Annotated in this window: 12 protein-coding genes; 4 read left to right on the top strand and 8 right to left on the bottom strand. The window is 72.0% G+C overall.

The window, feature by feature from the left end; genetic code table 11:
- Positions 1-14 precede the first annotated feature (14 nt).
- The gene (locus tag ACH4D5_RS17860; RefSeq protein WP_398303750.1) at positions 15-1,439 is read left to right on the top strand and encodes a hypothetical protein; all 1,425 of its coding nucleotides are present in this window, start codon (positions 15-17) and stop codon (positions 1,437-1,439) included.
- Between the two features lie 231 nt (positions 1,440-1,670).
- Here the strand turns inward: ACH4D5_RS17860 and ACH4D5_RS17855 are convergent, their stop codons facing one another.
- Together ACH4D5_RS17855 and ACH4D5_RS17850 are read right to left on the bottom strand one after the other, a co-directional pair.
- Entirely contained in the window at positions 1,671-4,268 is a 2,598-nt protein-coding gene (locus tag ACH4D5_RS17855) for a bifunctional FO biosynthesis protein CofGH (protein ID WP_398303220.1), read from the bottom strand.
- Positions 4,269-4,497: 229 nt separating this feature from the next.
- Positions 4,498-5,361 carry a TIGR03619 family F420-dependent LLM class oxidoreductase gene (locus ACH4D5_RS17850; RefSeq protein ID WP_398303218.1) on the bottom strand — a complete coding sequence of 288 codons (864 nt, stop codon included), beginning with the start codon at positions 5,359-5,361 and terminating at the stop codon, positions 4,498-4,500.
- An 85-nt stretch (positions 5,362-5,446) separates the two neighbouring features.
- Between ACH4D5_RS17850 and ACH4D5_RS17845 the strand changes: the two genes are divergently transcribed.
- From ACH4D5_RS17845 to ACH4D5_RS17835, 3 genes are all read left to right on the top strand, one after another.
- Complete coding sequence (locus ACH4D5_RS17845) at positions 5,447-5,875, top strand: ankyrin repeat domain-containing protein (protein WP_398303216.1); 429 nt, start codon at positions 5,447-5,449, stop codon at positions 5,873-5,875.
- 59 nt (positions 5,876-5,934) lie between these two features.
- The gene (locus ACH4D5_RS17840) at positions 5,935-6,306 is read left to right on the top strand and encodes an antibiotic biosynthesis monooxygenase family protein (RefSeq protein WP_398303214.1); all 372 of its coding nucleotides are present in this window, start codon (positions 5,935-5,937) and stop codon (positions 6,304-6,306) included.
- 185 nt (positions 6,307-6,491) lie between these two features.
- The gene (locus ACH4D5_RS17835) at positions 6,492-8,045 is read left to right on the top strand and encodes a CehA/McbA family metallohydrolase (RefSeq protein WP_398303212.1); all 1,554 of its coding nucleotides are present in this window, start codon (positions 6,492-6,494) and stop codon (positions 8,043-8,045) included.
- Between the two features lie 8 nt (positions 8,046-8,053).
- Here the strand turns inward: ACH4D5_RS17835 and ACH4D5_RS17830 are convergent, their stop codons facing one another.
- From ACH4D5_RS17830 to ACH4D5_RS17805, 6 genes are all read right to left on the bottom strand, one after another.
- The gene (locus ACH4D5_RS17830) at positions 8,054-9,529 is read right to left on the bottom strand and encodes an aldehyde dehydrogenase family protein (RefSeq protein WP_398303210.1); all 1,476 of its coding nucleotides are present in this window, start codon (positions 9,527-9,529) and stop codon (positions 8,054-8,056) included.
- Positions 9,526-11,265: an amidohydrolase family protein gene (locus ACH4D5_RS17825; RefSeq protein ID WP_398303208.1), complete on the bottom strand. Its 1,740-nt coding sequence runs from the start codon at positions 11,263-11,265 to the stop codon at positions 9,526-9,528. The genes ACH4D5_RS17830 and ACH4D5_RS17825 overlap by 4 nt, the downstream gene beginning before the upstream one ends.
- Positions 11,266-11,399: 134 nt before the next feature.
- Entirely contained in the window at positions 11,400-12,527 is a 1,128-nt protein-coding gene (locus ACH4D5_RS17820; RefSeq protein ID WP_398303206.1) for an LLM class flavin-dependent oxidoreductase, read from the bottom strand.
- A gap of 133 nt (positions 12,528-12,660) precedes the next feature.
- The gene (locus ACH4D5_RS17815) at positions 12,661-13,446 is read right to left on the bottom strand and encodes an SDR family NAD(P)-dependent oxidoreductase (protein WP_398303204.1); all 786 of its coding nucleotides are present in this window, start codon (positions 13,444-13,446) and stop codon (positions 12,661-12,663) included.
- Between the two features lie 59 nt (positions 13,447-13,505).
- Positions 13,506-14,414, bottom strand: coding sequence for an LLM class F420-dependent oxidoreductase (locus ACH4D5_RS17810; RefSeq protein WP_398303748.1), 909 nt, complete (start codon positions 14,412-14,414; stop codon positions 13,506-13,508).
- 616 nt (positions 14,415-15,030) lie between these two features.
- Positions 15,031-16,281, bottom strand: coding sequence for an amidohydrolase family protein (locus tag ACH4D5_RS17805; RefSeq protein WP_398303202.1), 1,251 nt, complete (start codon positions 16,279-16,281; stop codon positions 15,031-15,033).
- Between the last annotated feature and the right edge of the window lie 41 nt (positions 16,282-16,322).

Below are 16,322 nucleotides of genomic sequence, written 5' to 3'. Positions count from 1 at the left end.
GGAGGCCGGTGACGATGCGTACGCGGCGCCGCCGTCGCTGGTGGCCCTGGTGGACGGCGGCGCTGTGCGTGGCGCTGATCGCGGGCGCGATCGTGTTCGGCTCCGGCTCCGGTAGTGGGGGCGAGGACGAGGACGAGGCGCCCGCGAAGGCGCGCGGCAAGCGGATCGTCACCGACTTCGACGCGGACGGCTACGCCGACCTGGCCGTCCCCGCCCCGCTCTCCACGGTCGGGGGCGTGCGGCGCGCGGGGTCCGTCTCCGTCGTGTACGGCTCCGCGACGGGCCCCGACGTCCACCGCCCGCAGGTCTTCGACCGCTCGACGAAGGGCCCGGTCGGCGAACTGGCGGCGCGGGAGGAGCACTTCGGCATGGACGCCGTGGCCCGGGACCTCGACAGCGACGGCTTCACGGACCTCGCGCTCGGCCACACCGTCCTGTGGGGCTCGCGGGACGGGCTGCGGACCGCGGGCAGGCTGCCCGCGGCCGGTGTCCGGGGCGGCGACTTCGACGGGGACGGCCACGCCGATCTGCTCGCGGCGGACCTCACCGTCCGGTACGGACCGTTCGACCGCGACGGCAGGCCGCGCAGGACGGGCGGGAAGGCGCACGGCGACTGGGGCGACAGCGAGGTGCCCCGCACCATCACGGTCGGCGACCTCACCGGCGACGGCCGCGACGACGTCGTCACCGGCCAGGGCTTCGAGGAGATGCAGTACCCGGGCCACTTCTTCCAGGGCCGCCCGGCGGGCCTCGCCCTCGAACCGAAGAACGTGAACACCTACAACGGCGTCGGCACCGTGGGGGACGTGAACGGCGACGGATTCGGCGACCTCGTCGTCCGCGAAGTCGGCTCCGTCTCGGAGGACGCGGTGAGCCACCTGGGCGAGATCCGCGTACTGCACGGCTCCCCGTCGGGCCCCGGGCGCAAGGCGACCGTCATCGACCAGGAGACCGCGGGCATCCCCGGCACCGGCCTGAGCGGCGACCAGTTCGGCGCCGCGCTCGCCGCGGGCGACGTCGACGGCGACGGACGGGCGGACGTGGCGGTCGGTGTCCCCGGCGAGGACGGCGCGGCGGGCCGCGTGGTGCTCCTGTACGGCTCCCGCACCGGCCTCACCGGTGCGGGCGCGCGCTCCTACGCCCAGGACACGCCCGGCGTCCCCGGCACCGGCGAGCGCGACGACCGCTTCGGCGGTGCGGTGCGCATCGCCGACCTGACGGGCGACCGGCGCCCCGAGCTGGTGGTGGGCGCGCCCGGCGAGGACGGCGCCCACCCGGACTCGGGGGCGGTGTGGGTGCTGCCCGGCACGCCGGCCGGCCCCGCGGTGCGGGGGGTGGCCTCCTTCGGCCCCGCGGCGCTCGGGGCGCCCGAGCGGGGCTCGGACGACGAGGACCTCAACTGGAGGGGGACGTTCTTCGGCGAGGACTTTTCTGACTGAGGGGGCGTCTGCGGGGTCGCTCGGGCTGAGGACTCATTGCGGGGTCGCTCGGGCCAAGTGTTCGTCTGCGGAGTCGCTCGGGTCGAAGACTCGTTTGCGGGATCGCTCGGGCTGGGTCTTCGTCTGCGGCGCCTCTTGGGCTGAGCGCGCAGTTCCCCGCGCCCCTTACGGGGCGCGCCCTGCGCGGCGCGGCCCCAGAGGCGACAGCCCCTTTGTGACAGCCCGCCCTCCTCAGCCCTCCACCACCGGCAGCAGCTCCGGCAGGTGGCCGTCCGAGGCCAGTGCCGCGCGCTGCCGCTCCTCCGGGACCTCGCCGTACAGCGTCGTGCGCGGCTTCGCGGGGCGGCCTGCCGCCTCCGCGATGGCCACCAGGTCCTCGACGGACCGGTAGGAGCCGTAACTGGAGCCCGCCATGCGGGAGATGGTCTCCTCCATCAGCGTCCCGCCGAGGTCGTTCGCACCGGACCGGAGCATCTCGGCGGCGCCCTCCTGGCCCAGCTTCACCCAGCTGGTCTGGATGTTGGGGATGTGCGGGTGCAGCAGGATCCGCGCCATCGCCGTCACCGCGCGGTTGTCGCGGGTGGTCGGTCCCGGCCGGGCGATGCCCGCCAGATAGACGGGCGCGTTCGTGTGGATGAAGGGCAGCGTCACGAACTCCGTGAAGCCGCCGGTCTCCTGCTGGATCGCGGCCAGCGTGCGGAAGTGGCCGAGCCAGTGCCGGGGCTGGTCCACATGGCCGTACATCATCGTGGACGAGGAGCGGATGCCCAGCTCGTGCGCGGTCTTGATGACCTCGATCCAGGTGGCCGTGGGCAGTTTGCCCTTGGTGAGGATCCAGCGCACCTCGTCGTCGAGGATCTCGGCGGCCGTCCCCGGGATCGAGTCCAGGCCCGCCTCCTTGGCGGCGGTCAGCCACTCCCGGATCGAGAGCCCGGTCCTGGTCGCGCCGTTGACGACCTCCATCGGCGAGAAGGCGTGCACGTGCATGCCCGGCACGCGCTCCTTCACCGCCCGCGCGATGTCGAAGTAGGCGGTGCCGGGCAGGTCCGGGTGGATGCCGCCCTGCATGCACACCTCGACGGCGCCGACGTCCCAGGCCTGCGCGGCCCGGTCGGCGACCTGGTCCAGGGAGAGCGTGTAGGCGTCGGCGTCGGTCCTGCGCTGGGCGAAGGCGCAGAAGCGGCAGCCGGTGTAACAGACGTTGGTGAAGTTGATGTTGCGGGTGACGATGTACGTGACGTCGTCGCCGTTGACCGTCTTGCGGATGTCGTCCGCGACGCCGCACAGCGCGTCGAGGGCGGGCCCGTCGGCGTGCAGCAGCGCCAGCGCCTCGTCGTCGGTGAGCTTCGTGGGGTCGTCGGCGGCCGTGGCGAGGGCGGCGCGTACGTCGCCGTCGATGCGGGACGGCACCATGCCGGGCGCGGCCTGCTCGCGCAGGGCCTCCCAGTCGCCGTACACCTCGTCGAAGTCGTCGCGCCGGTCGGCGGTGCGGCCTTCCGTGTCGATGGTGCGGTGCAGGTCGGTGCGGCCGGAGGAAGCGACGTACCCCTCGTCGGGCTCCTGCCAGGGGTGGCCCTCGACGACCGCGTCGGGCCGGGCGAGGCCGGTCTCGGGGTCGGCGAGCGCCCGCAGGTGCGGGAGGAGCCGCGGGTCGAGCCAGGGCTCGCCGCGCTGCACGAACTCGGGGTAGACGCAGAGACGTTCGGCGAGCGTGAAGCCCGCCGCCGCAGACCGCGCGGCCAGCTCATCCAGCTTCGGCCAGGGCTTCTCGGGGTTGACGTGGTCGATCGTCACCGGGGACACCCCGCCCCAGTCGTCGATGCCGGCGCCGATCAGCCGCTCGTACTCACCGGCGATGAGGTTCGGCGGTGCCTGGATGTTGCCCGCCGGGCCCATGATGTGCCGGGCGACGGCGATCGTGGCGACCAGGTCGTCGATCTCCGCGTCGGGCATGCCGCGCATCGCCGTGTCCGGCTTGGCGCGGAAGTTCTGGATGATCAGCTCCTGGACGCCGTGGTACGAGCGGGCGACGCGGCGCAGCGCGAACAGCGAGTCGGCGCGCTCCTCGTACGTCTCGCCGATCCCGATGAGCAGCCCGCTGGTGAAGGGGACGGACGAGCGGCCCGCGTCCTCCAGGACCCGCAGCCGCACGGCGGGTTCCTTGTCCGGGGAGCCGTAGTGCGGCATGCCCGGCTCGGACCAGAGGCGGGTGGCGGTCGTCTCCAGCATCATGCCCATGCTGGGCGCGACGGGCTTGAGCCGCTGGAAGTCCGTCCACGTCATGACGCCCGGGTTGAGGTGCGGGAGCAGGCCCGTCTCCTCCAGGATGCGGATCGAGATGGCGCGGACGTACGCGATGGTGTCGTCGTACCCCTCCGCCTCCAGCCACTCGCGGGCCTCGGGCCAGCGGTCCTCGGGCTTGTCGCCGAGGGTGATGAGGGCTTCCTTGCAGCCGAGTTCGGCCCCACGCCGCGCGATGTCGAGCACTTCGTCCGGGGACATGAACATGCCGTGGCCGTCCCGGCGCAGCTTGCCGGGCACGGTCGCGAAGGTGCAGTAGTGGCACTTGTCGCGGCAGAGCCGGGTGAGCGGGATGAACACGCTCTTCGAGTACGTGATGACGCCCGGCCGCCCCGCCGCTTCGAGCCCCGCGTCCCGCACCCGGGCCGCGGACGCCGTGAGGTCGTCGAGATCCGCGCCCCGCGCCTGCAGCAGGACCGCGGCTTCCGTCACGTCGAGCGCGACGCCGTCCCTGGCCCTCCTGAGCGCGCGCCGCATGGCGTTCGCGGTGGGTCGTCCGGGGCCGGGGGGCTGCGCGCTGTTGGTCATGTCTCCGAGCATACGAGCGAGAACACCTGCCTCCTCCGGATACTTCCGTCCCGCGTACCCCCGCCCGGTACTGCCGTGCTTGCCCCCGTACTTCCGTCCCCGTACTTCCGTCCCCGTGCTCGCGCCTGCGCACTCCGGCTCGCGCGCCCGAGAAAGCCCGAAGGCCCGACGGCTCGACGGCCCGAAGGCCCGACGGCTCGACGGCCCGACGGCCCGACGGCCCGACGGCTCAGGGGGTCACGTACCGCCCGAGGCGGTCGAGGGCCGCGCACACCTCCGCCTCCCCGGCCGGCGGCAGCTGCACGATCACCTCGTCCACACCGAGGTCCTCGTAGTGGGCGAGCTTGCCCGGGTCCGGCTCGACCGCCGTCACCGCCACGTACAGGTCGTCGGCCTCGCGGCCCGCGTCCGCCCACGCCGACCTGAGCACGGGCAGCGCCTCGCGCAGGCCGCTGCCGCCGACGGGCATCCAGCCGTCCGCGTACTCCGCGACATGCGCGAACAGGCCCGGCCCCGCGGCCCCGCCGATGAGCGTGCGCGGCCCGAACAGCGGCCCCTTCGCGAGCCGCTTCCTGGGCACCCGCCGCGGCTTCGGATGGACCTCGCTCGCCCGTACGGCGCCGAACTCGCTCTCGTACGCCTTCGGGCGGTCCGCCCACAGCGCCCGCATGACCGCCATCCGGTCCCGCACGAACTCCCGGCGCCGCGGCCACGGGACACCGTGGTCCTCGGCCTCCTCCCGGTTCCAGCCGTAGCCGATGCCGAGGGTGACGCGGCCGCCGGAGAGGTGGTCGAGGGTCGCGATCTGCTTGGCGAGGTCGATGGGGTCGTGCTGGGCGACCAGGGCGATGTTCGTGCCGAGGGCGATGCGTGTGGTGACGGCGGCGGCCTGGGCGAGGGCGACGAAGGGGCTGAGCATGCGGGCGCACTCGGGCGGCAGTTCACCGCCCGGGTAGGGCGTCTCGCGCGGGACCGGGATGTGGGTGTGTTCGGGGAGGTACAGCCCGGCGAAGCCGCGCCGCTCCAGTTCCCGGGCCAGGCGTACCGGCGTGATCGTCCTGTCGGTCATGTGGAGCGTCGCGGAGATGCGCACGGAGCCCTCCGGGAGTGTCGGGGCACTCTTCCTACCCCGGGAAAGTCGGTTGGTCCATGCCTGTGCGCTCATTAACCTGGCCCGCGTGAAGAGACGCCGGCAGAAGAAGCTGACCAGGGAGCTCGTGTTCGCCGCGGCGCTCGGCGTGACGGGCACGGTCCGGGCCCTGCTGCGGGCCGGCGCCGATCCGGAACTCCCCGACACCGACGGCACCACGCCCCTGTACGCCGCCTCGGTGCACGGCGCGGCCGACACGGTGCGGGTCCTGCTGCGGGCGGGCGCCCGGCCCGACACCGAGAGCCGCGGCCTCACCGACGGCACGCCGCTGTGCGGGGCCGCCGCCTGGGGCCACGTCGACACGGTCCGCGAACTCCTCGCACACGGCGCCGACCCGAACCTCCGCGAGGACGACGGCACGGGGAGCACGCCGCTGCGCTGGGCCCGCCAGGGCGCGTCGGGGCCGCATCCGGAGACGGAGGCGGTACTGCTGGCGGCAGGAGCGGTGGAGGCCTGACCGCCGCACCAACAAGGCCTGGCCGCAGGCCGGTTGTCGGCCCTGGCTAGGCTGCCCGGATGATCACAGACAGCCACCCGGGCGACGGTACTGACGGCACTCCCGACTCCTCCGTCACGTTCATCAACGTCTTCGAGATCGACGCGGAGGACGTCGACGCGTTCGTCGGGAAGTGGGAGGAGCGGGCCCGCCTCATGCGGGACAAGCCCGGCTTCATCGACTCCCGCATGCACCGGTCCCGCGCGACGGAGACCCGGTTCCAGCTCGTCAACGTCTCCCACTGGGAGAGCCAGGAGGCGTGGGAGGCGGCCACCGCCGACCCCGACTTCACGGCCCGCACGGAGGCCGCGCCCCGGCGGACCAGCCGTCCGGTCACGCCGAACGCGGGGGTGTACGACGTCGTGGTGGACCTGTGCGCCCCCCGGACCTGAGCGCCCCCCGGACCTGAGCGCCCCCACAGGACCTGAGTGCCCCCACAGGTCCGCCCTCCGGGCCACGTCCGTCGGCCACCGGGTGGAAAACCGTCACTCGCCTTCCCTTGCGGCGCAGTTCACGGCTCAATACCAGGGTTGCACGCACCACCCACGTCACCACCGACACCCTGGGGAGCCGCAGCATGTGCGAGAACGACGCCGAACACCCGGCGCACAAGGGACCGAACCGGCGCGGACTGTTCGTGACGGGAGCCGCCGCCGCGATTACGTTGGGCAGCGTGAGCTTCGCCAGTGGCGCCGAGCGGCGCGCTCCCGGGCGGGAGAGGGCGCCGGGGAGCAAGGAGACGAGAACGGTGCGCGGCACGCTGCCGCCCGGCTCGCCCGACTTCGTGTACCTGCCGGTCGAAGTCCCGGACGGGGTGGCCGAGTTCCACGCCTCGTACACCTACCAGAAGCCGGCCGTGCCGCCCGGCACCCAGGGCAACGCCCTCGACATCGGAGTGTTCGATGAGCGCGGCACGGAGCTCGGCGGCAAGGGCTTCCGCGGCTGGTCCGGCGGCGCCCGCACGGAGTTCTTCATCCGCGCCGACGACGCGACGCCGGGTTACATCCCTGGCCGGATCCGCACCGGCACCTGGCACATCGCGCTCGGCCCGTACACGGTCGCGCCCGAGGGCCTCCCCTACGAGGTGACGATCACGCTCACTTACGGGACACCGGGCCACACCCCGAAACCCTCCTACCCGCCGGAGCGCGCCAAGGGCCGCGGCCGCGCCTGGTACCGCGGCGACTGCCACCTGCACTCCGTGTACTCCGACGGCAGGCGCACCCTCGCCGAGATCGCCGCCCTGGCGCGGGCGGCGGGCCTCGACTTCATCAACAGCTCCGAGCACAACACGCACTCGGCGCACGCCCACTGGGCGGAGCACGCGGGCGACGACCTTCTGATCATGCTCGGCGAGGAGGTGACGACGCGGAACGGCCACCTCGTCGCCCTCGGCACGGATCCCGGCACGTTCGTCGACTGGCGGTACCGTGCCCGCGACAACCGCTTCGGCAGGTACGCCCGGAGGATCCGCGACGCTGGCGGCCTCGTCGTCCCGGCCCACCCGCACGCCACCTGCGTCGGCTGCAACTGGAAGTTCGGCTTCGGCGAGGCGGACGCGGTCGAGGTGTGGAACGGCGCGTACACGCCCGACGACGAGGTCTCCCTCGCCGACTGGGACAGCATGCTCGTCACGTCCGTACGCGGCGGGCGCAGGCCGTGGATCCCCGCCATGGGCAACAGCGACGCGCACCGCGACCCCGACCGCATCGGCGGCCCGCAGACCGTCGTCCTCGCCGACGACCTGACCCGCGAGGCCATCCAGGACGGCATCCGCCGCGGCCGCTCCTACATCGCCGAATCAAAATCCGTGGAACTCACCTTCACCGCGGCAGGCGGCAGAGGCAGCCACGCAGGCATCGGCGGCCGCCTCCCCGTCGCCCCCGACACCCCGGTCACGATCCGCCTGGACATCAAGGGCGCCCCCGGCTGCACACCCCGCTTCGTCACCGACCAGGGCGTCCTGCACACGGGCCCCACACTCCCCGCCTCCGGCACAGGCACCCTGGAATGGCGCACGACACCGTCATACGCGGCCTACGTCAGAGCAGAAGTCCGCCACCCCCCGACGACCCCGCCCCTCCCGGGCCCCCTGTGCGCCTTCACAAACCCGATCTTCCTGGGCGACTGACCGTGGGCTCAGCCCGGCCAGACGAGTGACTGGAGTTCGCTGTATGCGTGGAGGGCGTACGAGCCGACGTCTCGGCCCACGCCGCTCTTCTTGATGCCGCCGAAGGGGGCCTCCATGTTGCGGCCGATCGTGTTTATGCCGACGCCGCCCGTGCGCAGGCGGTGGGCGATGCGGAAGGCGCGGGCCACGTCGCCGGACCAGATGTAGTCGATGAGGCCGTAGTCGCTGTCGTTGGCCAGGGTGATCGCCGTTTCCTCGGCCTCCTCGGGGGTGGTGGCGTCGAAGGGGACCACGGAGATCACCGGGCCGAAGATCTCCTCGCGGACCGCCCGCATGTCGGGGGTGCAGTCGGCGAGGAGGGTCGGGGCCACGTAGAAGCCGGTCGGGAGTGGGGGGCGTTCGCCGCCCGTGAGGAGGCGTGCGCCCTCCTTACGGGCGTCCTCGACGTATGACTCGATGCGGTCGCGGTGTGCGGCGGAGATCACCGGGCCGACCACCGTTCCCCGTTCGGCCGGGTCGCCGACCTTCAGGTGGGTGGCGTAGGTCGTCAGCTTTTCCAATAGGGGCTTATATATCGCTCTTTGGGCCAGCACTCGTGTTGGTGCCGTGCAGATCTGGCCGCTGTAGAAAGAGAACGTCGTACCGATGCCGGCCACCGCCGCGTCCAGGTCCGCGTCGTCGAGGACGATCGCCGCGCCCTTGCCGCCGAGTTCCATCAGCTGGCGCTTCATGGCGCGGCCGCACACCTCGCCGATGCGCTGCCCGACGGCGGTCGAGCCGGTGAAGCTCACCATGTCGACGTCGGGGGACGCGACGGCCGCCTCGCCGACGGCCACGTCCGTGCCGGAGACGACGTTCACCACGCCGGGCGGGACGCCCGCCTCCTCCAGGGCCGCCGCCATCCCGTACACCGACAGCGGGTCCTGCGGCGCGGGCTTCACGACGACCGTGTTGCCCATCGCGAGGGCGGGCGCCACCTTGCCCGCGGGGTTGGCCCACGGGTTGTTGTAGGAGGTGACGCAGGTGATGACGCCGACCGGGCGGCGGACCGCGAGCGCCCCCATGACGGCTGCTTTCCCCATCAGCCCCGCCTCGTTGATCTGCGGTGGGAGCGCCGTCTCGACCGGTTCCAGCGCCCCCTTCGCGTATCGCTCGAAGCGCGCCACCGCCACTGCCACCTGCATGCCGTGCGCCGTCGCGGTCGTGGCACCGCTCTCGGCCCGCGCGAGTTCGGCGTACGCGGCCGAGTCGCGCCGCAGGATCTCGGCGGTGCGGGACAGCACCGCCGCGCGCTCCTCCGGCGTCGTGCGCGACCAGCTCGCGAAGGCCTCGCGGGCCGCCGCCGCGGCGGCCAGGACCTGCTCGGTGCTCGCCTCGGGAGCGAGGCCGACGACCTGCTCGGTCGCGGGGTTCGTCACTTCGTGGTGCCCGTGGTCCGGCTCGACCCACTCGCCGCCGATGAACAGCCGCCCAGGCGCGTTCATTTGGTGCTCACCGTCCGGGTGTCCCGCCCCGAGCGCAGCACCTTGCCCGGCACCGCGCCGGTCACCACGTCCTCACGGATCGTCTCGACCCCGTTGACCCAGACCGCGTTGACGCCGATCGCCTTGGAGTCCAGGCGCGGGCTGTCGCCGGGCAGGTCGTGGACGAGGGTCGCCTTGCCCGCGTCGATCCGCTCGGGGTCGAAGAGGACGAGGTCGGCGTGGTAGCCCTCGGCGATCCGGCCACGCTCGCGCAGCCCGAAGAGCCGGGCCGGATCGTCGGTGAGCATCTTCACGGCCTGTTCGAGGCTCGCCAATTTGCGGCCGCGCAGGCAGTCGCCGAGGAAGCGCGTCGTGTACGGGGCCCCGCACATACGGTCCAGGTGCGCGCCCGCGTCGGAGCCGCCCAGCATGACGTCCTCGTGCTGCCAGGCCTCGGCGCGCAGGGCCCATGAGGCGGGGTCGTTGTCGGTGGGCATCGGCCACAGGACGGTGCGCAGGTCGTCGGCCGCGCAGATCCCGACCAGGCACTCGAACGGCTCCTGCCCGCGCTCGGCCGCGATGTCGCCGACGACGCGCCCGGTGAGGCCTTCGTTCTTCTCGGAGTACGTGTCTCCGATGACGTACCGGTCGAAGCGGGCGAGCCGCCGGAAGACGCCCGCCTCCTTGCTGCCCGCGCGCCGCAGCATCTCCGCGCGCACCCCCGGGTCACGCAGCTTCGCGATCCGCTCGGGCACGGGCAGGCCCAGGATGTCGCCCCAGCCCGGGATGAGGTTCAGGGCGCAGAACGTGCCGAGCGACATGTTCATGGGCGTGAGGATCGGCATGGTGAGCGCGACGACCCGGCCACCCGCCTTGCGGGCTCGCTCGCTCGGCACGAGCTGGCGGGGCACGCGCTCGGGGACGGCGGCGTCGATGGTGAGCACGTTCCAGTTGAGCGGCCTGCCCGCCGCCGCGCTCATCTCCACGAGCAGGTCGATCTCGTCGTCGCTGAACTGGTCGAGACAGCCCGCGACGATCGCCTCCAGCTGCGTCCCCTCGTGCTCGGCGACGGCACGGGAGAGCGCGAGGAGCTCCGCCGGCTTCGCGTGCCGCGAGGCGACCGGCTGCCCGTCGCCGTCCGAGTGGGTGGACGACTGGGTGGTGGAGAGCCCCCAGGCCCCCGCGTCCATCGCGTCGTGGAAGAGGCGCAGCATCTCCTCCAGCTGGGCGGGCGTGGGCTGCCCCCCGACGGCGTCCGCGCCCATCACGTACCGGCGCAGCGCGCAGTGCCCCACCATGAACCCGGCGTTGACGGCGATGCGCCCGTCGAGGGCGTCCAGATACTCCCCGAAGGAACTCCACGACCACGGCGCGCCCTCTTCGAGCGCCACCAGCGACATGCCCTCGACCTTCGACATCATCCGCCGCGTGTAGTCGGCGTCGCCGGGCCGCTCCGGATGCAGCGGCGCGAGCGTGAACCCGCAGTTGCCGCCCGCGACGGTCGTCACGCCGTGGTTGAGCGACGGCGTCGCGTACGGGTCCCAGAACAGCTGGGCGTCGTAGTGCGTGTGCGGATCGACGAACCCGGGGGCGAGGACGCGGCCCCGGGCGTCCTCACTGGTCCTTGCCTCCTCGGTGACGGACCCCGGCTCGGCGACGACGGCTATGCGCCCGTCCCGTATCCCGACGTCGGCGACGCGCGCGGGGGCGCCGGTCCCGTCGACGACGGTCGCGCCCTTGATGAGGTGGTCGAGCATGACGGGAGGTCCCCTTTCGAAGGGCGAACGGGAAGGGCGGTACGGGGGGGGAGGGTGGTACGGGAGGAGCGTCCGTCCGCCGGAGAGGGCCCCGGCTTCCGTCCGGGAGGGGAAGCCGGGGCGGTCGAGGGGTGCTACGCGCCGGCGGCCTGCCGGAACCGCGTCGTGCGGTGCACCGGATCCGTGTCGATCTTCGGGATCACGTGCTCACCGATCAGCTTGATCGTGTTCTTCGTGTCCTCGGGCGAGATCCCGATCGGCAGCCCGAAGCTGAGCTGGTCCGCCCCGGCCTGCTCCCACCGCTTGCACTGCGTGAGCACCTCGTCCGGGTCGCCGCAGATCATCAGCTCCTCGGCGATGAGGAGTTCGATCAGCTCCTCGGTGTAGTCGGGGAGCAGCTCGGGCCACTCGGGGATGCCCTCGGGCCGGGGGAAGGTGTCGTGGTAGCGGAAGAGCAGCGACTGGAGGTAGTTGAGCCCGCCGCCGACGGCGATCTCGACGGCCTTGGCGTGCGTCTCCGCGCAGATCGCCGTGGACGTCACCATGACGTTGTCGTTGACGAAGCCGCCGATCGCCTCGGCCTCCTTCACGGCCGTCTTGTACGACTCGACGACCCACTCCATGTCGGAGACCTTCTGCACGCTGAAGCCGAGGACCCCGAGCCCCTTCTTGCCCGCCATGGCGTACGAGGAGGGGGACCCGGCGGCGTACCACATGGCCGGGTGCGACTTCCCGTACGGCTTGGGGAGGACCTTGCGGGGCGGCAGCGACCAGTGCTTGCCCTGGAAGCCGACGTACTCGTCCTGGAGCCACATCTTGGGGAATTCGGCGATGGTCTCTTCCCATATCTCCTTGGTGTGGTTCATGTCCGTGATGCCCGGCATGAAGCCGAGGATCTCGTGCGAACCGGCACCGCGCCCCGTCCCGAACTCGAAGCGCCCTTCGGAGAGGTGGTCGAGCATGGCGACCTTCTCGGCGACCTTCACCGGGTGGTTCACGGGCGCGAGCGGGTTGAAGATCCCGGAGCCCAGGTGGATGCGGTCGGTCGCGTGGGCGAGGTAGCCGAGGAAGACGTCGTTGGCGGAGAGGTGTGAGTACTCCTCCAGGAAGTGGTGCTCGGAGGCCCAGGCGTATTTGAAGCCGGACTTGTCCGCCTGGATGACGTACTCGGTCTCCTCGATGAGCGCCTTGTGCTCCGCTTCGGGGTCGACCTTGGCCCGCTGGGCGGGCACGTATCCCTGTACAAAGAGACCGAATTCCAAGGAGGTTCACCGTCCTCGTGAGAGTCTGACGGTTTCTGACGAGCCGTCAGATTGTGATGCGTCGACTGTTCCACTGGCTCGGGAGGGCCGTCAAGGGCTGGGCGAGCCCGGGCGCCGGTTACCTGACGTAACGTCAGATGACGCTGACCCCGGCGAGCCAGCCGCCGTCCACGACGAACGGCTGGCCCGTGATGTACGCCGAGTCGTCCCCGGTCAGGAAGAGCGCGAGCGCCGCGACCTCCTGCGGGCGCCCGATCCGCCCCAGCGGCACGAGCTTCTTGTACAGCTCCGCGACGGCCTCCCGCGCCTCCGTCGGGTCGGCGGTGGGATCCAGCTGCGCGGGGTTGGTCATGGGGGTGTCGACCGCCCCCGGGCACACGGCGTTGACGCGGATGTTCCTGGCGGCCAGCTCCAGGGCGGCGACCCGGGTGAGGCCGAGAATGGCGTGCTTCGTCGCGGCGTACGCGCCCACGTACGCCATGCCCGTCAGGGCCGTGTACGAGGCCGTGTTCACGATCGTGCCGCCGCCCGCGGCGCCGATCTCGGGCGCGACGGTACGGATGCCGAGGAAGCAGCCGATCTGATTGACCTGGATGAGCTGCTGGAACTCTTCGAGCGGGGTGCTGACGATTTCGTTGAACCGGAGGATGCCGGCGTTGTTCACGAGCCCGTCGACCTTCCCGAAGGCGTCCTTCGCGGCGGCCGTGGCGGCCTGCCAGTCCGCCTCCACTCCTACGTCCAGGTGGACGTAGGCCGCGGAGTCCGCACCCAGCTCCTTTGCGAGCGCCTCGCCCTGTTCGTCGAGTACGTCGGCGACGACGACGCGGGCTCCCTCCTCCACGAAGAGGCGCGCCTCCTGCTCGCCCTGTCCGCGCGCGGCGCCGGTCACGATGATGACGCGGCCGTCGAGCTTGCCCATGCCGTGCTCCCTATTCGCTCGTCATTCGGTCATCAGTGGTTCCAGTGGTGCCAGCGGTTTCAGAGGTTGAGATGTGGGGCCACTTCTGTCGCGAACGCCGCCATCTGGTCGGTGAGTTCGGTACGGCTCCGGCTGCGGAAGCGCACCTGGATCTGGTCCACGCCCATCGCGGCGTACTCGCGCAGGGACTCGGCGAGGGCGGCCGGCTTTCCGGAGAGCGTGCGGCGGCCCACGGGGTGGGTCGGCTCTCCCACGTACAGCGCCTCGGTGATCGCGCCGACGGTGACCGGTTCCTGGATCCCCGCCTCCTCCCGCAGCCGCTTGAGCCTGGCTATCTGAGCGGGCAGCGCGGGGCGCGGGTCGCCCTGCGGCAGCCAGCCGTCGCCGCGGGTGGCCGCCCTGCGCACTGCGGCGGGCGAGGAGCCGCCGATCCAGACGGGGACGCGGGTCTGGGCGGGGCGGGGCCGCTGCCCGAGATCCCGGAAGTCGTAGTGGTCACCGTGGTGCTCGGGATACTCGTCCGGGCCGAGGGCCGCTCTCAGCGCGTCGATCGTCTCGTCGAGGACCGGGCCGCGCCGCGCGAAGTCGACGCCGAGCGCCCCGAACTCCTCCTGTACGTGACCGGCGCCGACCCCGAGGATCAGGCGGCCGCCGCTGAGGTGGTCGAGGGTGGCGTACTGCTTGGCGGAGAGGAGGGGGTGACGCAGGCCGACGATGGCGACGTGGCTCAGGAGGCGGACGTTCTCGGTGACGGCGGCGAGGTGGGCGAGGGTGGCTACGGGGTCGTACCAGACGGTGCCCATCGCGTCGGCGAGGCGGCGCGGGATGGCGACGTGGTCGCAGGTCGCGAGGTAGGCGAAGCCGGTGCGGTCCGCGGTGCGGGCGATCTCGACGAGGTCTTCGGGGCCGGCCTGGGCTTCCCATGGTTCGGCGTAGAGCGAGCTCTGGGACTGGATCGGCAACTGCATCCCGTAGACGAGCACGGGCACCCCACCCTTCGTCTTGACCTGACGCCCCGTCATGTGGAGCGCCGCCGTCATGGTGCTGCCTGACGCCCCGTCAGACAACCCCTGCGGGCTGTCTGCGCGCGGCGTCGCGTTGTGCGGGTCGCGCCTTGGGGCCGTCTGTGGGTGCGGGGCCGCGGGGGTATGTACGTACTCGCCATCACTACGCGCCACGCCTCAAGAACAAAGACGCCACAGTGCGCTCAGTGCTCCGTGCGCACATACCCCCACGCCCCCTCCCGTCTCGACCGCGGCGAACGGCCGGTGGGGAGCCTTGTCCCTTCCCCTGCGGGCCGTCGCGGGGCAATTCCCACCCGCCCGTCCCCACCCCCTCCGGGCGTCGCGGGGAGCACCGGCCCACCCGCCCCACTCCCGGCGCAGGGCAGCCCCCACCCCGCCCGTCCCCACCCCCTCCGGGCGTCGCGGGGAACACCCGCCCACCCGCCCCTACCCCCGCAAGACGTCGCGGGGCAAACGGGTGGGTGGGTGGGAAACATCCGCCGCGAAGCGGCGGGCTTGTCGCCCCTACCCCGCAGGACGGCGCAGGGAAACCCACCCACCCGCCCCCCGGAGGGCAGCCTCACCGGCCGGGCCAGAGGCCCGACTCCGTCAGGCCGAGGAGGCCGATCGCGTTGCCGCGGACGATGCGGTCGACGACCTCGGGAGCAAGGTGACCCATCTGCGCCTCCCCCACCTCCCGCGACTTGGGCCAGGTCGAATCGGAGTGCGGATAGTCCGTCTCGTACAGCACGTTCCCGACCCCGATGGAATCGAGGTTCCGGAGCCCGAACGCGTCGTCGAAGAAGCACCCGAAGACGTGCGAGGAGAACAGCTCGGACGGCGGCCGAGTCACCTTGTCCGCGACGCCGCCCCACCCCCTGTTCTCCTCCCACACCACATCCGCCCGTTCCAGGATGTAGGGGATCCAGCCGATCTGCCCCTCCGCGTACATGACCCTGAGGTTCGGGAAGCGTTCGAACTTGCCGCTCATCAGCCAGTCGACCATCGAGAAGCAGCAGTTGGCGAAGGTGATGGTGGAGCCGACGGCGGGCGGCGCGTCCGCCGATGTGGACGGCATCTTGCTGGACGAGCCGATGTGCATGGCGATGACCGTGCCGGTCTCGTCGCAGGCACGCAGGAAGGGGTCCCACTCGTCGGTGTGGATGGAGGGGAGCCCGAGGTGGGGCGGGATCTCGGAGAAGGCGACCGCCCGCACGCCGCGCGCGGCGTTCCTGCGCACCTCCGCGGCGGCGAGCTCCGCGTCCCAGAGGGGGATGAGGGTGAGGGGTATGAGGCGGCCGTGGGCCTCGGGGCCGCACCATTCCTCCACCATCCAGTCGTTGTACGCCTGGACGCAGAGGAGCCCGAGCTCCCGGTCCTTGGCCTCGGTGAACGTCTGGCCGCAGAAGCGCGGGAAGGTGGGGAAGCAGAGGGCGGACTGGACGTGGTTGACGTCCATGTCGGCGAGCCGGTCGGGGACGGAGAAGGAGCCGGGACGCATCTGCTCGTAGGTGATGACCTCGAGCCGGATCTCGTCCCTGGCGTAGCCGACCGCGGTGTCGAGGCGGGTGAGGGGGCGGTGCAGATCCTCGTAGATCCACCAGTCCCCGATGGGCCCTTCCTCCCCCTGCTCCCCCATGACGGGGGCGAACTTCCCGCCCAGAAAGGACATTTCCCGCAGGGGTGCGCGGACGATCCTGGGGCCGCGGTCCCGGTACTTGGACGGGAGCCGGTCCCGCCAGACGTCGGGGGGTTCGACCGTGTGGTCGTCCACCGAGATGATCTTCGGGAAGGTCCCCGATGCGGTCTCCGAGCTCTCCGTGGTCTCCATGAATGCCACGGTAGCGCTGATCTGACGACCCGTCAGCTAGT

Origin of the sequence: Streptomyces sp. NPDC018029, assembly GCF_044327655.1 — a bacterium.
Taxonomy (GTDB): Bacteria; Actinomycetota; Actinomycetes; order Streptomycetales; family Streptomycetaceae; genus Streptomyces.
Note: the sequence above shows the minus strand (reverse complement) of the source record. Positions and strands in the feature narration are given on the sequence as shown.